This window comes from Lacinutrix sp. 5H-3-7-4 (assembly GCF_000211855.2).
GTDB lineage: Bacteria > Bacteroidota > Bacteroidia > Flavobacteriales > Flavobacteriaceae > Lacinutrix.
Genome location: NC_015638.1, coordinates 707,018 through 729,773, shown reverse-complemented (window position 1 = coordinate 729,773; position 22,756 = coordinate 707,018). Strand labels below are relative to the sequence as shown.

General features: G+C 30.9%; 24 protein-coding genes. 14 read left to right on the top strand and 10 right to left on the bottom strand.

The annotated features are described in order from the left end of the window. Window positions 1-107 precede the first annotated feature (107 nt). On the top strand, window positions 108-965 hold the full coding sequence (locus LACAL_RS03325) for a pseudouridine synthase (RefSeq protein WP_013869286.1): 858 nt from the start codon (window positions 108-110) through the stop codon (window positions 963-965). A gap of 18 nt (window positions 966-983) precedes the next feature. Here the strand turns inward: LACAL_RS03325 and LACAL_RS03320 are convergent, their stop codons facing one another. After that, a complete protein-coding gene (locus tag LACAL_RS03320; RefSeq protein WP_013869285.1) occupies window positions 984-1,538 on the bottom strand; it encodes an ASCH domain-containing protein in 555 nt (184 codons plus the stop codon). 425 nt (window positions 1,539-1,963) lie between these two features. Here LACAL_RS03320 and LACAL_RS03315 point away from each other — a divergent pair, with 425 nt between their 5' ends. The 8 genes from LACAL_RS03315 (at window position 1,964) to LACAL_RS03280 (ending at window position 8,222) form a co-directional block, all read left to right on the top strand. Further along, on the top strand, window positions 1,964-3,361 hold the full coding sequence (locus LACAL_RS03315; protein ID WP_013869284.1) for an arginine decarboxylase: 1,398 nt from the start codon (window positions 1,964-1,966) through the stop codon (window positions 3,359-3,361). Beyond that, on the top strand, window positions 3,351-4,289 hold the full coding sequence (speB, locus tag LACAL_RS03310) for an agmatinase (protein ID WP_013869283.1): 939 nt from the start codon (window positions 3,351-3,353) through the stop codon (window positions 4,287-4,289). The genes LACAL_RS03315 and speB overlap by 11 nt, the downstream gene beginning before the upstream one ends. Next, window positions 4,279-5,253, top strand: a complete 975-nt coding sequence (locus LACAL_RS03305; protein WP_013869282.1) for a deoxyhypusine synthase family protein — start codon at window positions 4,279-4,281, stop codon at window positions 5,251-5,253. The genes speB and LACAL_RS03305 overlap by 11 nt, the downstream gene beginning before the upstream one ends. Before the next feature lie 2 nt (window positions 5,254-5,255). Next, the gene (locus LACAL_RS03300; RefSeq protein ID WP_013869281.1) at window positions 5,256-5,573 is read left to right on the top strand and encodes a hypothetical protein; all 318 of its coding nucleotides are present in this window, start codon (window positions 5,256-5,258) and stop codon (window positions 5,571-5,573) included. Then, window positions 5,573-6,352: an RMD1 family protein gene (locus tag LACAL_RS03295; RefSeq protein ID WP_013869280.1), complete on the top strand. Its 780-nt coding sequence runs from the start codon at window positions 5,573-5,575 to the stop codon at window positions 6,350-6,352. The genes LACAL_RS03300 and LACAL_RS03295 overlap by 1 nt, the downstream gene beginning before the upstream one ends. A gap of 60 nt (window positions 6,353-6,412) precedes the next feature. Further along, window positions 6,413-6,763, top strand: a complete 351-nt coding sequence (locus LACAL_RS03290; protein ID WP_013869279.1) for a hypothetical protein — start codon at window positions 6,413-6,415, stop codon at window positions 6,761-6,763. 185 nt (window positions 6,764-6,948) lie between these two features. Then, the gene (locus LACAL_RS03285; protein ID WP_013869278.1) at window positions 6,949-7,428 is read left to right on the top strand and encodes a DUF2383 domain-containing protein; all 480 of its coding nucleotides are present in this window, start codon (window positions 6,949-6,951) and stop codon (window positions 7,426-7,428) included. A 122-nt stretch (window positions 7,429-7,550) separates the two neighbouring features. Further along, on the top strand, window positions 7,551-8,222 hold the full coding sequence (locus tag LACAL_RS03280) for a class I SAM-dependent methyltransferase (RefSeq protein ID WP_013869277.1): 672 nt from the start codon (window positions 7,551-7,553) through the stop codon (window positions 8,220-8,222). 2 nt (window positions 8,223-8,224) lie between these two features. Here the strand turns inward: LACAL_RS03280 and LACAL_RS03275 are convergent, their stop codons facing one another. The 6 genes from LACAL_RS03275 to LACAL_RS03250 all read right to left on the bottom strand — a co-directional run bounded on the left by LACAL_RS03275 (window position 8,225) and on the right by LACAL_RS03250 (window position 15,290). Then, a complete protein-coding gene (locus LACAL_RS03275) occupies window positions 8,225-9,592 on the bottom strand; it encodes a glycosyltransferase 87 family protein (RefSeq protein WP_013869276.1) in 1,368 nt (455 codons plus the stop codon). A gap of 110 nt (window positions 9,593-9,702) precedes the next feature. Continuing rightward, window positions 9,703-11,136: a cellulose synthase family protein gene (locus tag LACAL_RS03270; protein WP_049791534.1), complete on the bottom strand. Its 1,434-nt coding sequence runs from the start codon at window positions 11,134-11,136 to the stop codon at window positions 9,703-9,705. 56 nt (window positions 11,137-11,192) lie between these two features. Next, a complete protein-coding gene (locus LACAL_RS03265; protein ID WP_013869274.1) occupies window positions 11,193-11,885 on the bottom strand; it encodes a glycosyltransferase family 2 protein in 693 nt (230 codons plus the stop codon). Beyond that, window positions 11,882-12,358 (bottom strand): toxin-antitoxin system YwqK family antitoxin, encoded by a 477-nt coding sequence (locus tag LACAL_RS03260; RefSeq protein ID WP_013869273.1) that lies wholly within the window; start codon window positions 12,356-12,358, stop codon window positions 11,882-11,884. The genes LACAL_RS03265 and LACAL_RS03260 overlap by 4 nt, the downstream gene beginning before the upstream one ends. A 24-nt stretch (window positions 12,359-12,382) precedes the next feature. Continuing rightward, on the bottom strand, window positions 12,383-13,975 hold the full coding sequence (locus LACAL_RS03255; protein ID WP_013869272.1) for a 4Fe-4S dicluster domain-containing protein: 1,593 nt from the start codon (window positions 13,973-13,975) through the stop codon (window positions 12,383-12,385). 10 nt (window positions 13,976-13,985) lie between these two features. Then, window positions 13,986-15,290 carry an NAD(P)/FAD-dependent oxidoreductase gene (locus LACAL_RS03250; protein WP_013869271.1) on the bottom strand — a complete coding sequence of 435 codons (1,305 nt, stop codon included), beginning with the start codon at window positions 15,288-15,290 and terminating at the stop codon, window positions 13,986-13,988. A gap of 182 nt (window positions 15,291-15,472) precedes the next feature. On the opposite strand from LACAL_RS03250, the gene LACAL_RS03245 reads away from it, so the two are divergent. The 5 genes from LACAL_RS03245 to LACAL_RS03225 all read left to right on the top strand — a co-directional run bounded on the left by LACAL_RS03245 (window position 15,473) and on the right by LACAL_RS03225 (window position 20,310). After that, the gene (locus LACAL_RS03245) at window positions 15,473-16,189 is read left to right on the top strand and encodes a DUF547 domain-containing protein (RefSeq protein WP_041301271.1); all 717 of its coding nucleotides are present in this window, start codon (window positions 15,473-15,475) and stop codon (window positions 16,187-16,189) included. Between the two features lie 53 nt (window positions 16,190-16,242). Continuing rightward, window positions 16,243-17,154 carry a hypothetical protein gene (locus tag LACAL_RS03240; RefSeq protein ID WP_013869269.1) on the top strand — a complete coding sequence of 304 codons (912 nt, stop codon included), beginning with the start codon at window positions 16,243-16,245 and terminating at the stop codon, window positions 17,152-17,154. 47 nt (window positions 17,155-17,201) lie between these two features. Continuing rightward, the gene (locus tag LACAL_RS03235) at window positions 17,202-18,206 is read left to right on the top strand and encodes a glycoside hydrolase (protein WP_013869268.1); all 1,005 of its coding nucleotides are present in this window, start codon (window positions 17,202-17,204) and stop codon (window positions 18,204-18,206) included. Next, complete coding sequence (locus LACAL_RS03230; protein WP_013869267.1) at window positions 18,203-19,462, top strand: hypothetical protein; 1,260 nt, start codon at window positions 18,203-18,205, stop codon at window positions 19,460-19,462. Before LACAL_RS03235 ends, LACAL_RS03230 begins: the two co-directional genes overlap by 4 nt. A gap of 89 nt (window positions 19,463-19,551) precedes the next feature. After that, window positions 19,552-20,310: a metallophosphoesterase family protein gene (locus LACAL_RS03225; protein ID WP_013869266.1), complete on the top strand. Its 759-nt coding sequence runs from the start codon at window positions 19,552-19,554 to the stop codon at window positions 20,308-20,310. A gap of 17 nt (window positions 20,311-20,327) precedes the next feature. On the opposite strand, the gene LACAL_RS03220 is transcribed toward LACAL_RS03225, so the two are convergent. The 3 genes from LACAL_RS03220 to LACAL_RS03210 are packed head-to-tail and all read right to left on the bottom strand — an operon-like array spanning window position 20,328 to window position 22,720. After that, window positions 20,328-21,017 (bottom strand): TIGR04283 family arsenosugar biosynthesis glycosyltransferase, encoded by a 690-nt coding sequence (locus LACAL_RS03220; protein WP_013869265.1) that lies wholly within the window; start codon window positions 21,015-21,017, stop codon window positions 20,328-20,330. A gap of 27 nt (window positions 21,018-21,044) precedes the next feature. After that, the gene (locus LACAL_RS03215) at window positions 21,045-21,824 is read right to left on the bottom strand and encodes a DUF547 domain-containing protein (RefSeq protein WP_013869264.1); all 780 of its coding nucleotides are present in this window, start codon (window positions 21,822-21,824) and stop codon (window positions 21,045-21,047) included. An 8-nt stretch (window positions 21,825-21,832) separates the two neighbouring features. Further along, window positions 21,833-22,720 carry a sterol desaturase family protein gene (locus tag LACAL_RS03210; protein WP_013869263.1) on the bottom strand — a complete coding sequence of 296 codons (888 nt, stop codon included), beginning with the start codon at window positions 22,718-22,720 and terminating at the stop codon, window positions 21,833-21,835. Window positions 22,721-22,756 lie beyond the last annotated feature (36 nt).

Genomic DNA, 22,756 nt, shown 5'->3' with positions numbered 1-22,756 from the left:
TTAGCTTGTTGGGTGTGTTTATAATCTCATGAGAATTTATCTAAATTTCTCAAATTATAAACTATCTTTGCACCCTCAAAAATTGTTGAGTATTAAATTATTAAGTCATGAGTAAACAAAGCGGACAACGTCAAGGAAAATCTAAAGCATCTGGAAATAGCAAATCTTCTGGTAGAGGTGCAGGAAATGTTAAAAGTAAAAGTTTTGCTCGTGGTAATGCTCCAATTAAAAAGCAATCTTCACCAAAAAAAGCGAGTAACTCTAACGAGATTCGTTTAAATAAATATGTAGCTAATGCCGGTATTTGTTCTCGTCGAGATGCAGATGTTCATATTGCAACAGGATTAGTAACTGTAAACGGTAAAGTAGTTACAGAAATGGGTTATAAAGTAAAGCTGGAAGATGAGGTGCGTTACGATGGTGCTCGAATAAATCCAGAAAAAAAGGCTTATGTTTTATTAAATAAACCTAAAGGCTTTGCTACAACAACAAGTGAGTACAAAGGTAAAACGGTTATGGATTTGGTTGCAAATGCAACAAGTTCTCGTATAAAGCCAATTGGTCGTTTAGGTAGAAACTCTACTGGTCTTTTATTATTTACAAACGACGATAAAGTTGTAGATAGGTTTACAAACTCTAATAAAGGCGTTGTGCGTTTATTTCATTTAGAACTAGACAAAAATTTAAAATTAGAAGATTTAAAGAAAATTCGTGAAGGTTTACGTATTGAAGGCAAACAAATAAATGTTGAAGAAATAGATTACGTAGATAATAGAAAAAACGAAATAGGTATTAAAATTAAAAATACGGGAAATACAATTTTACATACAATTTTCGATTATTTTAAATACGAATTAGTAAAAATCGACTGCGTACAAATTGCTCATTTAACTAAAAAAGATATTCCAAGAGGAAATTGGAAAATTTTAACAGAGCAAGAAGTACAAACGCTTATGATGATGTAAAGTATTCCCTTTATATAATTACTTTTTTATTGGCCAAATAGTTTCAAAAACCTCACAAACCACTAGCATGTTTTGTGTAGGTTGCTTGCCACTTTCTTTTAGTGCATTTGTAAAAAATGCCCAATGTGCATTTTTCCACTTTTTAAGTGGCTCTATAGTAGTTCCCATATCTAACGCAGCATAAGCTTTAGTGATATTACTAAATGGTATAGTATCTACTTTTTTAGTTTCAATTATAGCAATGGCGCGCCCGTTATAATTGGTAACTATTTGTTTTGTTCCAACCTTAGGTAAACCTGCATTTGCCTCTTTGTACCATAAATATAAACCAGAACTGGCTCTTTTTTTTCCATTTAAAGTAAGCTGTGCTAACCTATTTGCATCACTTTTATTGTCGTGAAAAAACCAAGAATCTGGAACAGCTTCAGTTTTATACTCAGGATTTGCTTTAGTAAAATTATTCCACATTGTATTCACCGAGTTTTCAATAGTATCATCTTGTATAGAATTACTTTCAATGTTGTTTTTACATTGAAAAAAAATCAAAAAAAAGATAAAATAATATGGTTTCATAGTGTTGTTTTAACCTTAAATCTACAAATTATTACGGCTTAAACAATCAGTAAATCAAGTAATTAAGAAATAAATTAAAAAATAATATAAAATTAATTTGAAATTCAAAAAAAAGTATTTCATTTGCATCGTTATAATATTATTACTTTAACAAGTATATAATATAGCTGAACAAATTGAACCGTGTTTATATGTTCGGGTTTTTGAGCAATAGGAAGTCATTCTCAAAAGCAGCTTATCGTTTAAGTAACCGAATTTTAGAGCTAACTTCCGCTTTTACTTCAATAGTTGCAAGCCAACACTACTATGGCTTTGTACCTACAACAGACTTAATTATACAAGTTTGAGAGGAACGTTTTAATTTATTTTCAACAGCATTAAATGTTGTTTTTTAAACTAAATCTTAACGTTTTTTAAAAATTATAATGAATACAAAATATATTGATTTAATCAATCAAACTTTTGATTTTCCTCAAGAAGAATTCAAACTTGAAAAAAATCAACTTCAGTTTCATGATATTGATCTTATGAAATTGGTAGAAGAATATGGTGCGCCTTTAAAGTTTACCTATTTGCCACAAATATCAAATAATATACAGCGAGCAAAACAATGGTTTGCAAATGCTATAGAAAAACATGATTATAAAGGAACTTACAATTATTGCTATTGTACAAAAAGCTCACACTTTAAGCATGTTTTAAACGAGGCATTAACTAATAATATTCATATAGAAACATCATCTGCTTTCGATATTGATATTGTAGAGAACCTAAAAGCAGAAGGCAAAATAACAAACGAAACATTTGTTATAAGTAACGGTTTTAAACGTGCACAGTATGTAACAAACATTGCAAGGTTAATTAATAACGGACAAAAAAACTGTATTCCAATTATCGATAATTACGAAGAAATAGATTTGTTGTCTGCAGAAATAAAAGGTAATTACAACATTGGTATTCGTATAGCATCAGAAGAAGAACCTAAGTTCGAGTTTTATACATCACGTTTAGGAATTGGCTACAAAAACATTGTTCCTTTTTACAAAAATAAAATTCAAAACAATGAAAAGGTCAACCTTAAAATGTTGCACTTTTTTATAAATACAGGTATTCGTGATAATGCTTATTACTGGAATGAATTACAAAAATGTTTAAAAGTATATACAAGCTTAAAAAAAATATGTCCAAGCTTAAATAGCTTAAATATTGGTGGTGGATTTCCTATTAAAAACTCATTAGCATTCGACTTTGACTATGAGTATATGGTAGACGAGATTGTAAACCAAATTAAACTTACATGTGAGGAAGAAGAAGTAGATGTACCAAACATATTTACAGAATTTGGAAGTTTTACAGTAGGTGAAAGTGGTGGAGCAATTTACGAGGTGTTATACCAAAAGCAACAAAACGATCGTGAGAAATGGAACATGATAAATTCATCGTTTATAACAACTCTTCCAGATACATGGGCTATAAATAAACGTTTTATAATGCTAGCAATAAATAGATGGGAGTCTAGTTATGAACGTGTTTTGCTTGGAGGTTTAACCTGTGATAGTGATGATTATTATAATAGCGAACAACACATGAATGCCATTTATTTACCAAAATATAATAAAGACAAACCTTTATATATAGGGTTTTTTAATACAGGTGCTTACCAAGAAACTATAGGAGGTTTTGGAGGTTTGCAACACTGCTTAATACCGTCGCCAAAACACATTTTAATAAATAAAGATAAAGACGGAAACATTACAACAAAACTATTTAGCGAACAACAAAAAAGTGAAGACTTACTTAAAATTTTAGGTTATGCAAACTAAAACTTATGCAGGTATTGGAGAAGAATTCTCTAAACTTGAAACATCAAAAATTGTATTAATACCTGTGCCTTACGATGGTACAAGTACTTGGCAAAAAGGCGCAGATAAAGGTCCAGATGCATTTTTAAATGCTTCAGAAAATATGGAGCTATACGACATTGAAACAGAAACCGAAGTTTACAAACAAGGTATTTATCTGGCAGATGCTGTAACAGAAAATACTTCGCCAGAAGCAATGGTAGATGCTGTGCATAAAGCAACTAAAAAGTACATTAAAAAAAATAAGTTTGTTACCATATTTGGAGGAGAACACTCTATTTCTATAGGTACTATTCGTGCTTTTAATGAAATGTACCCAAGCTTAACAGTTTTACAGCTTGATGCGCATGCAGATTTGCGTAAGGAGTACGAAGGCTCAAAATGTAACCATGCCTGTGCAGTTTACGAGGCTAGCCAAACAACTAACCTAATTCAAGTAGGTATTCGTTCTATGGATGTTATAGAAACGACTGTAATGGACAAAGAGAAAACATATTTTGCACATGAAATGGCTATAGATGATACTTGGATGGATAGTGCAGTAGATCAAATGACCGAGAATGTATTTATCACTATAGATTTAGATGCATTCGATCCTTCAATAATGCCAAGTACAGGAACACCAGAACCTGGCGGTTTATTATGGTATGAAACATTAGAATTTTTAAAGCAAGTATTCGCAGAGAAAAATGTAGTAGGTTTTGATATTGTCGAGTTATGCCCAAATAAAATTGATAAATCTTCAGATTTTTTAGCCGCAAAATTATACTACAAAATGCTAAGCTATAAATTTGAAAATGATGATGCCGAAGCAGATTACGACAATGCTTACGAGAATGTAAAACAAAAAAATAACAGTGCTAAATACAACGAAGACGATGAATACTAAAGGACCAATTTCTCAATTTATAGAAAAACACTATTTGCATTTTAATGCAGCAGCATTAGTTGATGCAGCAAAAGGTTACGAAGCACAATTAGAAAGTGGAGCTAAAATGTTAGTATCATTAGCAGGTGCAATGAGTACTGCAGAACTTGGTAAAAGTTTTGCCGAAATGATAAGACAAGACAAAGTTCAAATAATCTCTTGTACAGGTGCAAACCTTGAGGAAGATATTATGAATTTAGTAGCACATTCTCATTACAAACGTGTACCTAATTATCGTGATTTAACACCACAAGATGAGTGGGATTTACTTGAAAAAGGTTTAAACCGTGTAACAGATACTTGTATTCCAGAAGAAGAAGCATTTAGAAGGCTACAACAACATATTGTAAAAATCTGGAAAGATGCCGAAGCTAATGGAGAACGTTATTTACCGCATGAGTATATGTATAAAATGTTATTATCTGGAGTTTTAGAGCAGTATTACGAAATAGATTTAAAAGATTCATGGATGTATGCAGCGGCCCAAAAAAACCTGCCAATAGTTTGCCCAGGTTGGGAAGACAGTACAATGGGAAATATTTTTGCAAGCTACGTGCTTAAGGGCGAACTTAAAGCAAGTACAATGAAATCTGGTATTGAGTACATGACTTTTTTAGCAGATTGGTATACAGATAATTCAGAAAATGGAATAGGCTTTTTTCAAATTGGAGGCGGAATTGCAGGAGATTTTCCTATTTGCGTAGTACCAATGTTATATCAAGACATGGAAAGACCAGAAACTCCATTTTGGAGTTATTTCTGTCAAATTAGTGATTCTACAACAAGTTATGGCTCATACTCTGGTGCAGTACCAAATGAGAAAATTACTTGGGGAAAACTAGATATAGACACACCAAAATTTATAATAGAAAGTGATGCTACTATTGTAGCACCGTTAATTTTTGCATACTTATTAAACCAATAATTATGAAAAACAGACACGAACATTTAAAACGCGTTATTGTAGATTTTAAAAAGTTAACACCAGAAATTTTAGCCATGTTGGTAGAGAAATTTCCAGACGGTTATGACGATAGACATATAGTTGCTTTTAAAAATGCAAAAAACGAGCTAGTAGAAGCTGTAGAACTAATTACCCAAGACACTAAGTATTTAGTAAAAGTAAGTACCAAATTAGAGGCTACAATGGAAAATTATGATGAAGACGATTATGAAGATTTTGATGATAATGATCCAGAAGCGATACAAGATCCAGAAATGGACGAAAATAGTGATGATTTCTAATGTATAACGTCGTAGCCTACCAGGTTGCAAGTACTATCAATATAAAAGAAAGCCAAAAGCAACTGTCTTGGAAGTTGCTTTTTCAAGATAGTGACGAGCTATATTATAAAACATCTCAAGATAGTTTTATCTATATATTTCAATATGGAATTGTAAGTTTTTTTAATGTTGAAGAAACAATAATAAAAAGCTGCTTAACAAAAATTAAACCTTTTTGTACAAATTATTTTTCTCAAAAACTTTCTGAAGAAACAGAAGTAATTATTAAACCAGAAACATTAAAAGTACAGTTTAGTCACGTAGAGTTACCAACGCTAAATGAAGAAATGATTCGTTTAGTAATGCTAAACACGTCTCAATCTGTAGCATTAAACCGTTATTCTGAAATTACCGAAACACTTTTAGTAGAAACCAACAAGCATACATTATACCTAGAAGAAAAAGGAAAGTTAGATATTTCTGGAAATAAACTTAAACGATTTATAGGCAAGACTCTTAACATTAAAAATAGAATCTCTGAAAATCTTTACATATTCGACTCTCCAGAAATTACATGGGAAGTAGAAGAGTTAAATGTGCTAAATATCGAGCTTAAAAAAACATTCGATTTAAAAGATAGATACCGCTTAATTCAAGAGCGTATAGAAATTATTAAAGAAAACTTAGAGCTTTTTAAAGACATAATGGACCATAAAGAAAGCAGTAGATTAGAATGGATTATTATAATCTTAATTGTAATTGAAGTGTTTGATATGTTGCTCCTGAAAATAATTAAATAGCCGAAAACAAACAGTAAAGTGCTGTGATTTAAATATTAATAAATAATAAAAACAAAAAAAATGAAAGCAAAAAACAAAATAGCGTTAGTATTGGTAGGTGTTTTATTATTAACTCTATCTAGTTTTAAAAGTATTACACAAGAACCTTTAACAATTAAAGCAGTGTATGATGGTGTAGAAGATTATGGTTATAATTTTATACATACAAATAATGAAGGAGATGAGCGAACTATTATTTTTCAAGAAATAAAAGAAGATGTGTTAGCAAGCTTCGATTTAGAGTCTGATGAATTAATAGGAGAAAATTTTAAAGTAACTTATACATCTACAACAGTAACAGAAACAGATGAAGACGGATTTGATGATGAGGTTGAAGTGTTAACAATCATTAAGTTAGAAAAAATTAAATAATCTTATAAGCTCTAAACGTTTTATAGCCACATAGTTTTATGTGGCTTTTTTAGTATTAAAAAATAATTTTTGAGTCTTATTAATTTTTAAATGTTAAAGCTGTGCTAATTATAAAATATTTAAGATAAATGTTAAATTACTGTCTATATCTTTATAATATTAAGTTAAACAAAAATTAGATTATTATGAGCAATACAATCACTTACCAAGTTGGAGCCGAAGCATTGCAAAATGCACTTAGAGCTAGCCATGATGCAGAATCTGCTTATGAGCAATTATTACAAAAATCTAATAACGACGCAATTAAAAATTTTATTAAAGAGCGTATTAGTATGTTTAATCAATTTTCAGAAGAAATCTCAGATTTGTTAATGGAAATAGGCGTACTTCCTCAAGAAAAAGGAAGTGTAAATGGAGGTTTATCTAGATTATGGTTTGATTTAAAATCTTCAGTTTTAGATTATAATATTAATATGTTACTTGAAGAAAGTAAAAAAATAGATAAAGATCACCATTATAATTATATGCAGATTATTCGTTCAAATTCGTATTCGCAAGAAGCATACGAGGTTTTAATGAATCATTTATCAGAAATTAGAACCACAAAAAGACCGGAAGTTGTAAGTTCACATCCAGTAATAAAATCGGTTCAAGTAAGAGCTTAAAATATATTGAGAAAGAAAAAGAAGAATGAAAGAAAGCTACCATTAAGGTAGCTTTTTTTTTGTAATAGACTTTTAGTTAATTTTACAAATTAAAAAATATAGATTTTAATCTCTAATTGAAAGTGAATAGACCAAAACCAAAGAAAAATAAAAAAGCCTGGCCAACTAAAGATGCAATGGACCAAGTATATAAAATGAACCTTTGGGGAAATAATAATACTGCCTTTTATTCTGGTGAAGGTTCGCATAAATCAGAAATTATAGAACCTTATATAAAGGTTGTTACAGCCTTTTTAAAAGCTTTTAAAACACCACTTGTTATTTGCGATTTAGGATGTGGTGATTTTAATATTGGAAAAAAATTAGTAAAATTTACTAATAAGTATATTGCTGTTGATATTGTAAAAGAGTTAATAGACTATAATGAAGATGTTTTTGAAGCACCTAATCTAGAATTTAAGTGTTTAGACATTGCAGTAGATAATTTACCAAAAGGAGATTGCGCTTTAATTAGGCAGGTTTTACAGCATTTATCTAATAAAGAAGTTAAAAATATAGCAAATAAATTAAGCAATTATAAATATGTAATTATTACAGAACATATTCCTAATGGTAATTTTGTAGCAAATAAAGATATTATTTCTGGTCAAGGCACAAGATTAAAAAAACAAAGCGGAATAGATTTATTAGCTTCTCCGTTTAATTTAAAAATAGAAGAAAAAACCGAGATGTTACGTATTACTCTTGAAGAAGGTAAAGGTGTTATTGTAACTTATTTATATAAAATGTTCTAAAGTTAAACAGCTTCAATTACTGTTTTATTTCTTTGTTTTAATAGCTCCCAAATAAATACGCTAAAAACAACTACATATTCTAGAGTAATAACCCAGAGATTTTCGGTGTTATCTGTATTTGCATAAGCGAGATAACTTATTATTACAATAAAACTCCACACCAATGGAAACTTGTAATTTGTAAATACACTTAGCATAAGTATAGTTGCAATGTACCATGGATGTACAGTTGTACTTAAAAACAAATAGATTGTAAAACTAAAAAGCATAGCGGTAATTAGTTTTTTTAAACTTGTGTTTTTCTTGAAAAACGATATGTAAAGAATAAAAAGTACTGTAATAACTGGTAAAACTTTACCAATTACAGCAATCTCATTATAACCTCTAAACCAATAGCCAATAGCTCTTGCTATATAATAAATACTTGCATTAAACTCAAAATTACTAAACCAAAGTCCAACAGTTTTGGCATAATTGTCTATAAATTGTGATGAGAAAAATGGAGCAAATAGTAATAGTGTTGTAACTAAAACTATGGTATAAAATGTAATGAGTTTTATAAAATTTTTAATTGTTTGCTTTTTTAAAAACCACCAGAAAAACAATGGTAAAAACATAAGTGGTACTAATTTAGTAGCAATAGATAAAGCAAGAACAACTGCTGCCCATTTCCATTTTCCAGCATGTAAAAGATATAAACTCCAAATTAAAAAGAAAATCATTACACCTTCAAAATGCAGATTGCCTGTAAGTTCTATTATTATAAACGGATTTAATATATACCAGAATATATTGCGGGCTGGCAGTTTTAATTGTTTTAAAAGTTTTTTTCCATAATAGAGAATTCCAAAATCGGCAGCAATAATTAATAGTCTTAATACCATAGCAGAGCCAACTATACTTTTTCCTGCAAATACGCCTGCTATAATAAAGCATAACTGGTTTATTGGTGGATAGTTTGTAAAATGGCTTGCATTTAGTTGTCTCATGCCATTGTAGAGTTCTTGTGCTTGTGCTACAGGATATTGTGCTTGAGAGATGTAGGATTCTGGTGTGTATAAATATGGATTTATACCTTGCAGTATTAAGCGTCCGTCCCAAATAAAGCGGTAAAAATCTTGCGATAAATTAGGTATGGATAGTATAAATATAGCCCGAAATAAAAAGGCTATTGCTGTTAGAAAATTAGTATTTACTTTATTGTTTTTTATTAAAAAATAAAAACTTGTAAATAATATTACATAAATAGAAACAAGCTTAAAGTGTGCTGTTCTTTCTAAGTTATAGGCAAATGTAAAATATAAAACAGCACTAACAATTGTAAGTAAAATCGGGAGTTTGTTAGCTTTAAATACTGCAGAATTAAACATGACTATGCGTTAGCGATTGAACGGTTTGTTTAAGCTCCTTTTTGTTTTTTTTACAAAAAGAGCGAGTAGTGAAAGCGCGACCTTTAGGTAACGCCCAAAATATTTTTATACTATGCTTTTGAGGTTAATGATTTAAAAAATACAAAACCGAAACCTAAAAATAACATAAGGTGAAATGGAAATAAACCAAAATCGCCACCTTGATCGCCAACTACAAATGCACTGTACATTCCAAAGGCGAAATAGAGCATTAAAAGCCCTTCGAAAATTACGTTTTTAGAGATGTTTTTTCTTAAATATTTATTGCCTTGCCAGCTGTCTTTTATAGAACTTATATTAAATTTTGGTGTGCGTACAAATTCACTTCGTTTTCCAAAATGACCTTCTAATACGGCTATAGAATTGTGTAAACTAAAGCCCATTGCTATTGAGAAAAAGGTAAAAAACATACCTATGTAGCGAATAAAGTTTTTAAAGCCGCCGCCATAAGATCGTTTATACATAAACCAATAACAAACAAAGAAAATAATGGTGCTTAACACAAAGAAACTCATAACATAAAAGTATGGTTTTAGGTGTGCATATTCGTTTTTAATATAAAGCATTGGTATGCTTAATATACCTACTACTAGTACGTTTAAAAACATGGTACTGTTTAATAAGTGTAGTAAACCGTGCAGTTTTGTTTTTGGCGAAATGTTTTTGCTTTTTAAAACTCTAGTCATCATTTTTCTAAAGTTTTCTGCGCCACCTTTATTCCAACGAAATTGTTGTGAGCGCGCTGCACTAATTACAACAGGTAATTCGGCTGGAGTTACAACATCTTCAAGGTATTCAAATTTCCAGTTTTTTAGTTGTGCGCGGTAACTTAAGTCTAAATCTTCGGTTAATGTGTCGCCTTCCCAATTTCCAGCGTCTATAATACATTGTCTGCGCCAAACGCCTGCGGTACCATTAAAATTAATAAAATGTCCTTTAGAGTTACGACCTACTTGCTCTAGTGTAAAATGGGCATCTAAAGCGAATGCTTGTATTTTTGTTAGGGTAGAATAGTTTCGGTTTATGTGTCCCCAACGTGTTTGTACAACACCAATATTACGGTCTATAAAATGTGGAATGGTTTTTTTAAGCCAATCTTTTTTTGGTAGAAAATCGGCATCAAAAATGGCAATAAATTCGCCTTTTGCAACTTCTAAACCTTCTTTTAATGCTCCTGCTTTAAAGCCTTCACGATTTGTACGGCAAATATGTACAATGTCTAAACCTTGGTCTTTTAGCATTTGTACTCTTATGGCTGTAGATTCTACTGTTTCGTCTGTAGAGTCGTCTAATACCTGAATTTCTAATTTGTTTTTTGGATAATCTATTAAAGCAATATTTTCTAATAAACGCTCCATTACATACTCTTCGTTATACACAGGAAGTTGTATGGTTACGTGTGGTACTTGCTCTGGATTATTAAAATCTAAATAAGGTGTTTTTACTTTTTTCTTTTGTGCAGAAATGTAGTTGAACAACAAATTTAACTGTGCTAATGCGTACATAAAAATAAGCACTAATGCTACAGAGTAAATAATTATAATAAATGTATTTAAATAAATCACTTTTTAAAACTGTATTTAAAAATCCAACCTAATATCTTAAAGCCAGCAAATATAGTACCTTTTACTGTTCCGGACACTTTAGAAACACCTATTCTTTGTTTATAACGTACAGGAACTTCTACATAAGTTAGTTTTTGCTTTAAAGCTTTTAGCTGCATTTCTACAGTCCAACCATAGGTTTTATCTTCCATATTTAATGCTAAAAGCTTATTGTATTTTATGGCTCTAAACGGTCCTAAATCGGTGAATTTAGCACCAAAAAATAATCGCATTAAAAAGGTTGCTAACCAATTACCAAATACTTGTTGTGGTGTCATGGAGTTACCTTCTCTAAGTCGTTTAACTCTTGATCCAATTACAAAATCGATATCATCATTTAATATTGGTGCAACAACTTTGGTCAATTCTTCTGGGTAATCACTATAATCACCATCTAGAAATACTATAATATCTGGCTTAACTTGAAGTTTTGCTATATAGTCCATACCTTTTAAACAGGCATAACCATACCCACGATTATTCTCGGTAAGTACTGTTGCTCCTGCCTTTTCTGCATTTGCAGCGGTTAGGTCTGTAGAATTATTGTTTACTACAATAACTTCGTTTACTATGTTAGGGATGTCGTTTATTACGTTTGTAATAGAATCTTGCTCGTTATAAGCAGGAATGATGACTTTTATATTGGTCATTTAAGATCGCTCAATTTATTTTCTTTTTTAAAGGATGAAAAGTCTCTCCATTCTTTTATTTTTTTTCCTTCGGAAAACTTTGCAGCAGCAATAAGCTTGTTGTTTTTGTACATTAAGCAGTAGCCATTTTTTACATTGTTTTTTAATTGGCATTTATGGTTTATGTTTTCGTTTTTATCGTAAAACAACCACCAATTAACTTTTATGCCTTTTAAATAATGGCCTTCGCTTTTTTTCTTTCCGTTAAAAGTGTAAAAGTACCAATATTTAACGGGTTTATTGTTTTTAAAATGGCCTTCGCTTTCTAGGTTACCATTACTGTGGTAAAATTTCCAATAATCTGTTTTTAAATTATTTTCTGTCCAACCTTCAGCTTTAATGTTTCCGTTATCATAAAAAGTTTTATTATATATTTTTTCTGCGGAAGCATTAAAACTGAATAAAAAAACGAATATGTAAATGGCGACTTTCATTTTTAAAAAGCTTAGTGTTTCATTTTATTTGTTGTTTAACAAATCCATTAAATTAACATCGTTTCCTAATAGAATTTCTTTAGGATTAATTCTGCCATCCATACTATCATTTTCTAATTTTAAAACACCACGTGGGCAAACAGCGCTACAAACACCACAACCAACACAGCTAGAACGTACAATGTTTTCGCCTTTTTGTGCATAAGCACGAACGTCTATTCCCATTTCGCAATAAGTAGAACAATTACCGCAAGAGATGCATTGTCCACCATTAGTTGTAATTCTAAATTTAGAAAAAAGGCGTTGTTGAAATCCTAGTATTGCTGCCATTGGACATCCAAATCGGCACCAAACACGGTTTCCAAAAATAGGGTAGAAGCCTGTTCCAATTACTCCAGAAAATATAGCACCAATTAAAAAGCCATATGTGCTTCGAAGTGTTTCGGCCTCAAATAAAAACACATTACCGTTACCACTAAAAAAGTGTATACCAATTAATGCCATAATTATAGCAAAGTAACCTATAGCTCCAAGCTTAGCGTCTTTACCAAGTTCTTGGCGTTTAAAAATCATAGTTAATGCAAATACTAATGTTAGTATTCCTGCAACACTAAATAAAAACACGTTTTTTGTAAGCCAATATTTGCTAGAATCATCACCTAAGTATGAGTACACAACAGCAGTTGTCATTAACACTACAAATACTAAAACACTATGTATTACCCAACGTTCTACTTTCCAAGCATACTGTTTTTTGTTACTTAAGTGTCTAAAAGGATCTCCAGCAGTTTCGGCTAAACCACCACAACCACAAACCCATGAACAATACCAACGTTTACCGTATTTAAAAGTTAAAATAGGAGTAATAACAAATATAGAAACCAAACCAAAAATTAGTAATGCGGTACCAACAGTTCCTGCGCTAATAAACTCGTCTACTCTATATTGCTCAAAATTATAATAATTAAGTGGCCAGATATTTTTAAGGTCGTAGTAAGGTAATTTAAAACTATCGGAATTTAACCTCGCCATAAATTCTGGAATTAAAAAGGCAAATGCAAGCTGAAAAAACATGACAGATCCTGTTCTAATTTGTTCGTAACGGTTATGGCGGTATTTCATTATAAATTTATAACCAAATACTAAAATAGCAATGGTATAGAGTGTTCCATAAACAAACCATTGGCTTGCAGGATTACCACTTAATATTTTACTTAAAGGATCGAAAAGTGCAACCAAACCAGTGTTTGGAGCGCCATCTGCACCAAGACCTAGCCAGCCAGCTTTAAAATAAAGTACAATATAAAAAGCAGTCATTACTACACCGGTTATCCAGCCTATAATGCCTCGAGACGATATAGATTTAAACCAAACGCCATCGTTTTTTATGCCTTTACTTTTACCTAAATAAGCAAGGTTTGTAAACCAAATGGTACCAGCAGTTATAAGTCCAAGAGCCAATGTAAGCCATAAGACCTTGTTGGTGAAACCAACATTTAAAAAGGCTAAAACCAATATAAAAAGTCCTAGAACACCTATTCCAGAGGCTATTTTTTGTTTTGTAGATAAGTCTTTTGCATTTGCTAAAGACATATTGTGATTTAATTTATTACTCATTTTGTTTAGGTTAGGCTGTTTGTAATTGTTGGTTGTATGCTTGAATGATGTCTTTCTCAAAATGACTAAAAAACTCTGGATCGAAATTAGCTGTTGCTAAATTTTTAATCACATAGTCAATGTCTCTTTCTTCGGTAAGCCAACGGTTAAAAACTTCATGTCGCATTCTAATACCAAAAGTATTTATACCTAAAAATGTATTTGTAGTATTGTTATAAGCTACAGTTATACATTTTGTATCGTCTTCATGTTTCCAGTGGAAATGAGACTCGTTATCTTTTTTAATTCTTTCGCTAAAAACCCAACCGTAAGTTTGGTATTCGATATCTAAAAATTTTGCAGAATTAAACCAGTGTCCTGGATTATATGCCATTTTATTACCACAAATTGTTTGTGCTAAAACTTCTCCCATCATGCGTCCTGTATACCAAACCGCTTCAATTGGTCTGCGTTGTCCAATGCCTTCATGCTGTTGTGCGCAATCGCCAATAGCATAAACATCTGGTATGTTTGTTTCTAAATATTTGTTAACTAAAATACCTCTATCTGTTTCAATATTAGATGATTTTAAAAAATCTATATTTGGTGTTACACCAGCAGTTAAGCCTACAACATTACAAGCTATTTCTTCGCCGGTTTCTTCGATAATTATAGATTTTACACGGCCATTTTCGTCGGCTTTAATTTCTTTTAAATTAGTGGATAAGCGTAAATCTATGTGGTGACTTTCAATATGTCTATTAATCATAGCACTTTCACCTTTTGGTAAAACACCATTCCAAAAACTACTTTCGCGAACTAAAAAAGTAACAGGAATATTTCTTGTCATTAGCATTTCTGCTAATTCAATACCAATTAATCCACCACCAACAATTACAGCTCTATTGCATACTTCATTATTTGGTGCGTTTACTTCTAAAGTTTCTAAATCCTGTTTACTATATAAACCTTGCACACCATTGAGGTCTTGGCCTGGCCAACCAAACTTGTTAGGTTTACTTCCTGTAGCTAGAACCAGTTTATCATACTGTAAAGTATCACCATTATTAAAATGTAATGTTTTAGCAGCGGTATCTACATTTTTAACATAACCGTTTTTAAGTTCGATTCTATTTTTTTTCCAAAACCAATCCTCATAAGGTTTAGTATTCTCGTAGGTCATGTGACCCATGTAAATATACATTAGTGCAGTACGCGAGAAAAAATGATCGGACTCTGCAGAAACAATTGTAATTTTTTTGTCGGAATTTTTTCGAATATGTCGTGCTGTTGTGACTCCAGAAATTCCGTTGCCAATAATAACAATATGCTCCATAGTTTAAGTTTTGTTTTTTTGTTAGGTCGTGACTAAAGATAAAAACTTAATCGCGAAGTGGTATTTAGAATAAATATAAATTATGAATAGTGTTTAAAAAGATTTTTTTTTTCAGTTTTTGAAAGTTTTTAAAAATGTTTCAGACTTAATTTTCAATTGTAAACATTTTAACATTTCGTTTTATGAAAAAAATAATAGTAATAATATTAATGAGTTTGGGAGGTTTTTCTGCGGAAGCGCAAACTATAGAAACCTTTTTTAAACAAGCAGATTCTTTTTTTAAAACTTATGTAAAAAATGGAAGAGTCGCTTATTCTGAAATAAAAAAAGAACCTTCTGCATTAAATGAAGTTTTAAAAACAGCTGAAGGTATTACAGTATCTAAAACCGATGCTAAAAACTATCAAGCCTTCTGGATAAATGCTTATAATCTTTCGGTTATTAAAGGTTTAGTTGATAATTATCCAACAAGCTCGCCTTTAAGCGATAAAGGTTTTTTTGATAAAACAAAATACAATTTAGCTGGAAAAAAAGTAACCTTAAATAGCATAGAAAACGATTTGTTAAGAGCCCAGTTTAAAGATGCCCGTTTTCATTTTGTTTTAGTGTGTGGTGCTGTTGGTTGTCCGCCATTAATTAATAAAGCTTATTTGCCAAGTACATTAGAAGCACAGTTACAAAAGCAAGCCACATTAGCCATAAATGGAGACTATTTTATTAAGGTAAACAACAAAAAGAAACAGGTAAAAGGTTCTAAAATATTAGAATGGTATAAAGAAGATTTTACTGTAAATGGCAAGTCTGAAATAGAATACCTAAACAGTTTTAGAACTGCTAAAATTCCAACAGACTATAAGCTTTCTTATTTTGAATATAATTGGAATATAAACAAGCAATAACAACATGTTGCTAACACATAAATTCCCTAACTAATACTAAAAATCACCTTTAAATGAAAAAAACAACCTTACTATTTATAGCTTTTACTATAGGATTTTTGAGCTTTTCTCAAGAAACGGAAGAACAAACAGAAAGTAATATACAAACGTATACACCATCAAAATTATTAAACAAAGGACAATGGGATATCAAGTTTTTTAATAGTCTATATACGCAAACCAAACAAACAGATGCTGGTAGTGATGCGCAGGATATATTAAGAGAAAACTTTTTTACAAACACGACCGAGATATATACAGGAGTTAGTAATAATTCTAGAATAAATGTTGGTTTAATTCTGCAGGTTAGAGCCAATACATTTAATGGTCAAGATGCGTTTAGTGTATTTAGTTTCGAAAATAATGGCATAGATTCCAGAAGTGGTTTAACAACTATTGCACCATCCATTAGAGTGCAGCCTTTTGCAAATATTCCTAATTTTTCGTTTACAAGTTCTGTGTATTTACCAATATTTAAAGACGAACCTGGAGCAAGATATTTAGACAAGCGAAGTGTGTTTTGGGAGACAAAATTTTTCTATGACAAAACATTTGGTGGTGGCGATTGGCAAATATTTACAGAAGCCGATTTTGGTTTTAATTTTGGAGAAAAGGCTAGCGAAGCTAACTCAGAGGAAGTGAATATTGGTGAGCGTTTTGCTAATAACAGTATGTTTTTACCAGTAAGTGCTTTTTTAAGTTATTTTCCATCAGGAAAATCTACAGTATTTGTAAATGCACAACAAGCCTTTTTAATAGACTTAGGAAACGATTTTTCTCAAAACTACACACAATTAGGATTTGGTGGTAAATACCAACTTACGCAAACATTAAATATTGAAGCGTCTTATGGTAAAATAGTAAGAGGTCATAGTTTTCAAGGTTTAGGTAGTACATACAGTTTAGGTTTAAGAGCATTATTTTAAAATTAATTAATAGTAGTAAATTAGGAGTTTAATTGTAAGTATAAATAATGAAATATATTAAACTCCTTTTTTTATCATTAATCGTACTGTTGCAATCATGTAATGGTCAAGAAAAAATTAATGGTGTAAGTTTTGTAGCCTCAGGTGTACCGGTAACAGACGAGCATACTAATCCTGTTGTAGCCGTACATGCAAATTATGCGGCAATTATGCCATTTGGTTTTACACAAAGTTTAGACAATCCAGAATTAAGGCACAATTCTAACAGGCAATGGTTTGGAGAAACTAGAGCTGGCGTTAAGCAATATGCTGAAAGTCTTCAGGCTAAAGGCATAAAAATTATGGTAAAACCGCAAATATGGATTAGAAATGGTGAGTTTACAGGCTATTTGAAAATGAAAACAGAAGCCGATTGGAAAACACTTGAAACCTCTTATTCTAATTTTATTTTAGAATACGCTGAAGCCGCCCAAGAAATAAACGCAGAAATACTATGTATTGGAACAGAACTAGAACAATTTGTAGCCAATAGGCCAGAATATTGGAGTAACTTAATTACTGAAATTAAAAAAATATATAAGGGAAAATTAACCTACGCCGCAAATTGGGATGAGTATAAACGTACACCATTTTGGAAACAGTTAGACTATATTGGTATTGATGCTTATTTTCCTGTAAGCGATAGTAAAACACCAACAGTTGAAGAATGTTTAGAAGGTTGGAAAACACATAAAACAGTAATTAAATCGTTTTATGATACTTACCAAAAACCAATTTTGTTTACAGAATATGGTTATAGAAGTGTTGATTATGCAGGTAAACAACCTTGGGTTTCAGACCGTAGTATGAACACTGTAAATTTAGAAGCACAAAATAATACCACTAAAGCTTTGTTTGAAACCTTTTGGAAAGAAGATTGGTTTGCTGGTGGTTTTATTTGGAAATGGTTTCACGCCCATGATGAGGTTGGCGGTGAAAACGACAGCCAATTTACGCCTCAAAATAAACCAGTAGAAGCCATAATAAAAAACCATTTTAAATCACACAAATGAAAACCTTTGCACTAACATTAAGTATTATTTTATCTGGTTTACTTTTAGCTCAAAGTCAAACCATTTTAGATCTTAAAGTGCAAGGCAATAAAAAAATAAAAAGCTCATTTGTTGTAAAAATTTCTAGAGCAAAAGCAGGAACAGTATTAGATTCTACAATACTTGAAGAAGATATTAAACGCTTAAAAAGATTACCAGCAGTAGCACATGCTTATTATCAAGTATTTAAAAGTCATGATGAAACCTATAATGTGTTTTATAATATTGAAGAAAATTTTACAATCATACCATCGGTAAATTTTTATACAACTAATGATGATGAATTTGCCTATAGAATAGGTTTGTACGAATTTAATTTATTAGGAAGAAATATAACTTTTGGCGGATTTTACCAAAAAGATATTTACAGTTCTTATGGTATAAACTTTAGAGCACCATACTTATTTAGTAGGCAATTTGGTCTGGCAATAAACCATCAAGATTTAACAACTCAAGAACCTGTTTTTTTCGATAATACTACTGCCGATTATAAATACAGAAATAAAGCTTTTGAAATTTTAGGATTATATGAGATTAATTTTAATAACAGAATAGAATTAGGAGTAAACTATTTTACTGAAGATTATGAATATAAATTTGGAGCTACAAATCCCAACGTACCATTAAATTTAAATGTAAAAAAGTTGCTTTATAAAGCCATTTACGAGTTTAGTAATTTAGATTACGATTACCAATATGTAGAAGGTTTTAAAAGCATACTAAACCTTCAATATGTAACATCTAGAAATGAAGATTTACCAGAGTTTGTAATAGGCTGGAACGATTTTAATTATTATAAAAAAGTGATGAATAAAGGCAATTGGGCATCGCGTTTACGTATAGGTTTTGCAACTAATAGCGACACACCTTTTGCTCCGTTTTCGGTAGATAATAATATTAATATTCGTGGTGTAGGTAATACCATAGATAGAGGTACTGGAGCAATTGTTTTAAATACCGAATACCGTTACACGTTATACGAGAAAAACTGGTTTGCTTTGCAAGGCAATGCTTTTTTAGACGCTGGATCTTGGCGAAATCCTGGAGGCGATTTAGGTGACTTTGGGCAAGCCGATAATATTAGAGTTTATCCAGGCGTTGGTTTGCGATTTATACATAAACGTATTTTTAATGCTATTTTTAGAATAGATTACGGTTATGGCGTAACTAAAGGAGATACACAAGGCTTGGTTTTTGGCATTGGGCAATATTTTTAATTAACCTTTTCTATAAATTTTCTTAATCTTTCATTTTTTGTTTTTAGTATTAGAATGATAATATTTATAACTTGTTATAAATTATAATTATGGAATTACATAGAACATTTGCCATTGGAGATATTCATGGCGGTTTAAAAGCTTTAGAACAAGTATTAGAGCGTATTGAAATACAAGAGAACGATCACTTTATTTTTCTTGGTGATTATGTAGATGGTTGGAGCGAATCGGCTCAAGTTATTCAATATTTAATTTATTTTTCAGAAAAATATAATTGTGTTTTTATAAAAGGAAATCATGATGTTTGGTGTGAAAAATGGTTGAAATCTGGAGCTACTAATGATGCTTGGTTAATGCATGGAGGAAAAGGTACTGTGGAGAGTTATAATGGTTTTTCGGAAGAAGAAAAACAGAAGCATCTTGAGTTTTTTCAAGACATGAAAATTTATTTTATAGACCATAACAACCGTTTATTTTTGCATGCTGGTTTTACTTCTATGCATGGTGTAGAAAAAGAAGTTTTTGAAAAAAGTTTTTATACAGATAGAACACTTTGGGAAATGGCTTTAGTTATGGATAAAGGTATAAAAGAAGACTCAGCACTTTATCCAAACAGATTAAAACACTACAAAGAAATTTATATTGGGCATACACCAACAACCCGATTTAATTCTACAGAACCAATGCAAGCTATAAATGTGTGGAATGTAGATACTGGCGCTGCTTTTACAGGAAAAGTGTCTGCTATAAATTTAGATACAAAAGCTGTAATACAAAGTGATGAGGTACAAAAAATGTATGCTAATGAAAAAGGAAGAAACCCAAAATCTTTTAACGATTCGCATTAGTTTTTTATACTTAGAATTTAAGCAATGTGTTTTTTATAATACGCACATAAATCTTCGGCACTAGCACCAAACCATTTTTTTACATAAATTGTCCAAAAGTGGTATTGTAATTTCCAAATGCCGTGACGTTTGTATAACCTATCTGATGTCTCAATTTTTTTATTAATCACAACAAATTCGTTGCGTTTATAAAGTTCATTAATTAAGATATTATCTTCATAAATAATATAGCTTTCATCAAAACCACCAATATCTTCAAATAAGGCTTTGGTAATAAATTGGCTTTGGTCACCACCACGGCAAGCGCGCCACTTAAATTGTGTAAGCCAACTGGCTAAGCGCAACCACCAATGGTTGTTATTAAAAGTTAAACGAAAACAACCAGCTTGGTTATTCTGTTTTACTTCTTCTATAATATATTTATCGTAATGTGTTGGCGGAAAAGAATCGGCATGCAAAAAATATAAAATCTCACCAGAAGCTAATTTTGCTCCAGTATTCATTTGTTTGGCTCTTCCTTTTTCAGAATTTATAAGTTTTACCTTTAAATCAAGATTTTTTATAATTTCTTGAGAACCATCTGTACTGCCACCATCGACAACAATTATTTCTTGAATGTTTTGTAATGAAGCATTATCAATTAAATGAAAAAGTAAATTTTCAATATTGTCTGCTTCGTTTAAAATAGGAATTACTATGCTAATCATAGAATCATTTACGAAATAATTAGCTGTTTAGTTTTGTTCATTTAAACTCCAATCATAATCTAAATGCTCTACTTTGGTATTGGCGTTTATTTTGGTATCACTGTATTTATTGATATAGTCTATAACAGAACCGTTTTCAGTAAAATCACTTTTATACCATTTAAATATTTCAGAGATTTTAATGCTATCTGAAGCTATTTGGTTTTTAGAATTGTTGTTTATAAATTCTTTTGTGGCACGCTCCATTAATGCCATAACATTAGCTTCAGTATAAGCTTCATCTAATAATTTTGGGCATGAGGTTGATGCGCAATTAATAGCAAAATGTATTCTAGGTTCATTCATTTTACGTAAAATTCCATTTTCTAATCCCGCTAAAGAAAATTCATTATCACCTATTTTAAATCTGTTTTTTAACCATGGTTTGTCAATATCCTTAATGCTTTCTGTAGGATAGTTTTCTATTATAAGTTTTATGGTATTGGCATTGTAAACATTAATAAAATAAGCTAGTTGTGTTTCTACACTCCAAGCTTTAGACGGTGTTTGTTGTTCCAGGTAATTAATATAACTGTTTAATTTATCGCTATCATTTTTAAAACCTTTGTAATCTACATCGCCATTTTTAGCGACGTATTTTTTTAGCAAAGCATCAAACTGAGCATGATCTACTGTTTGTGTAGTTGTTGTGCTTTCTGTTTGTGAATTTTCACTTACAGTATCCACTGTTTTTACCGGTAAACCTTTAGCCGAAAAACAACTGTTTAAGGTTAAAGCAACACAAGCTAAAAAAAGTAATTTTTTCATAAATAGATTTATTTTTTAAATTTTATAGGATACAGTTCCTGACTAACAAAATCCTTTGGGAAGTCTTCATCTCCATGAAATCCTAACTCAATATCCTTACCATTATAAGGTACGTAATTTGTGTTAAATAAATAATCCCATAGACTTAAAGTTAAGCCAAAATTCACACCGTAACTTCCTTTTTTAGGCAATTCTCTTGCGTGATGCCAAATGTGCATTTTTGGGTTATTAAATACGTATTTTAAAACACCATAATCCCAACCTAGATTAGCATGGTTTAAGTGTCCAATGGTTATGCTAAAAAAGTGAACAATAGCCACGTGTTTAGCGTCAAAACCACCAATTATTGCAATTGGTATGTAGAGTAAAGATTTATAAACTATTGGCTCCATCCAGTGGTAGCGTAAGTGTGCAGCAAAGCCCATTTCTTTTACGCTATGGTGTACTTTATGAAAGTTCCATAAAAACGGAACACGATGCAATAGTCTATGCGTATTCCATTGTGTGAAATCGCTAACAATAAAAAAGATAAGTAAGCCTAACCATAATGGTAACTCGTCTACATCAAACAATTGAAAATTAGAAATAGACAAACCAACTAAGCCTAGAATATCATCAAAAAAGTTTGCAGCAGTATCTGTTAATGCGATAAGTACTATTAAATTTAAAAGAAAAAAGTTGAAGAACATATAAAACGTATCTAACCAAAAATCTTTTCTAAAAATAGATTGGTCTTTACGCCATGGAAATGCAATTTCTAATATCCAAACTAGAATTGAAATTACAATTAGGCCATAAAAAAAGTTATCCCAATGATTAATGGTTATAATCTCGTTTTTAAGATAATTCCAATAACCAGAATACGCATTTTTTATTATGTCTATATATCTTTTCATATATCACTAAAGGTCATAGCAAATTAAGCTGTGTTA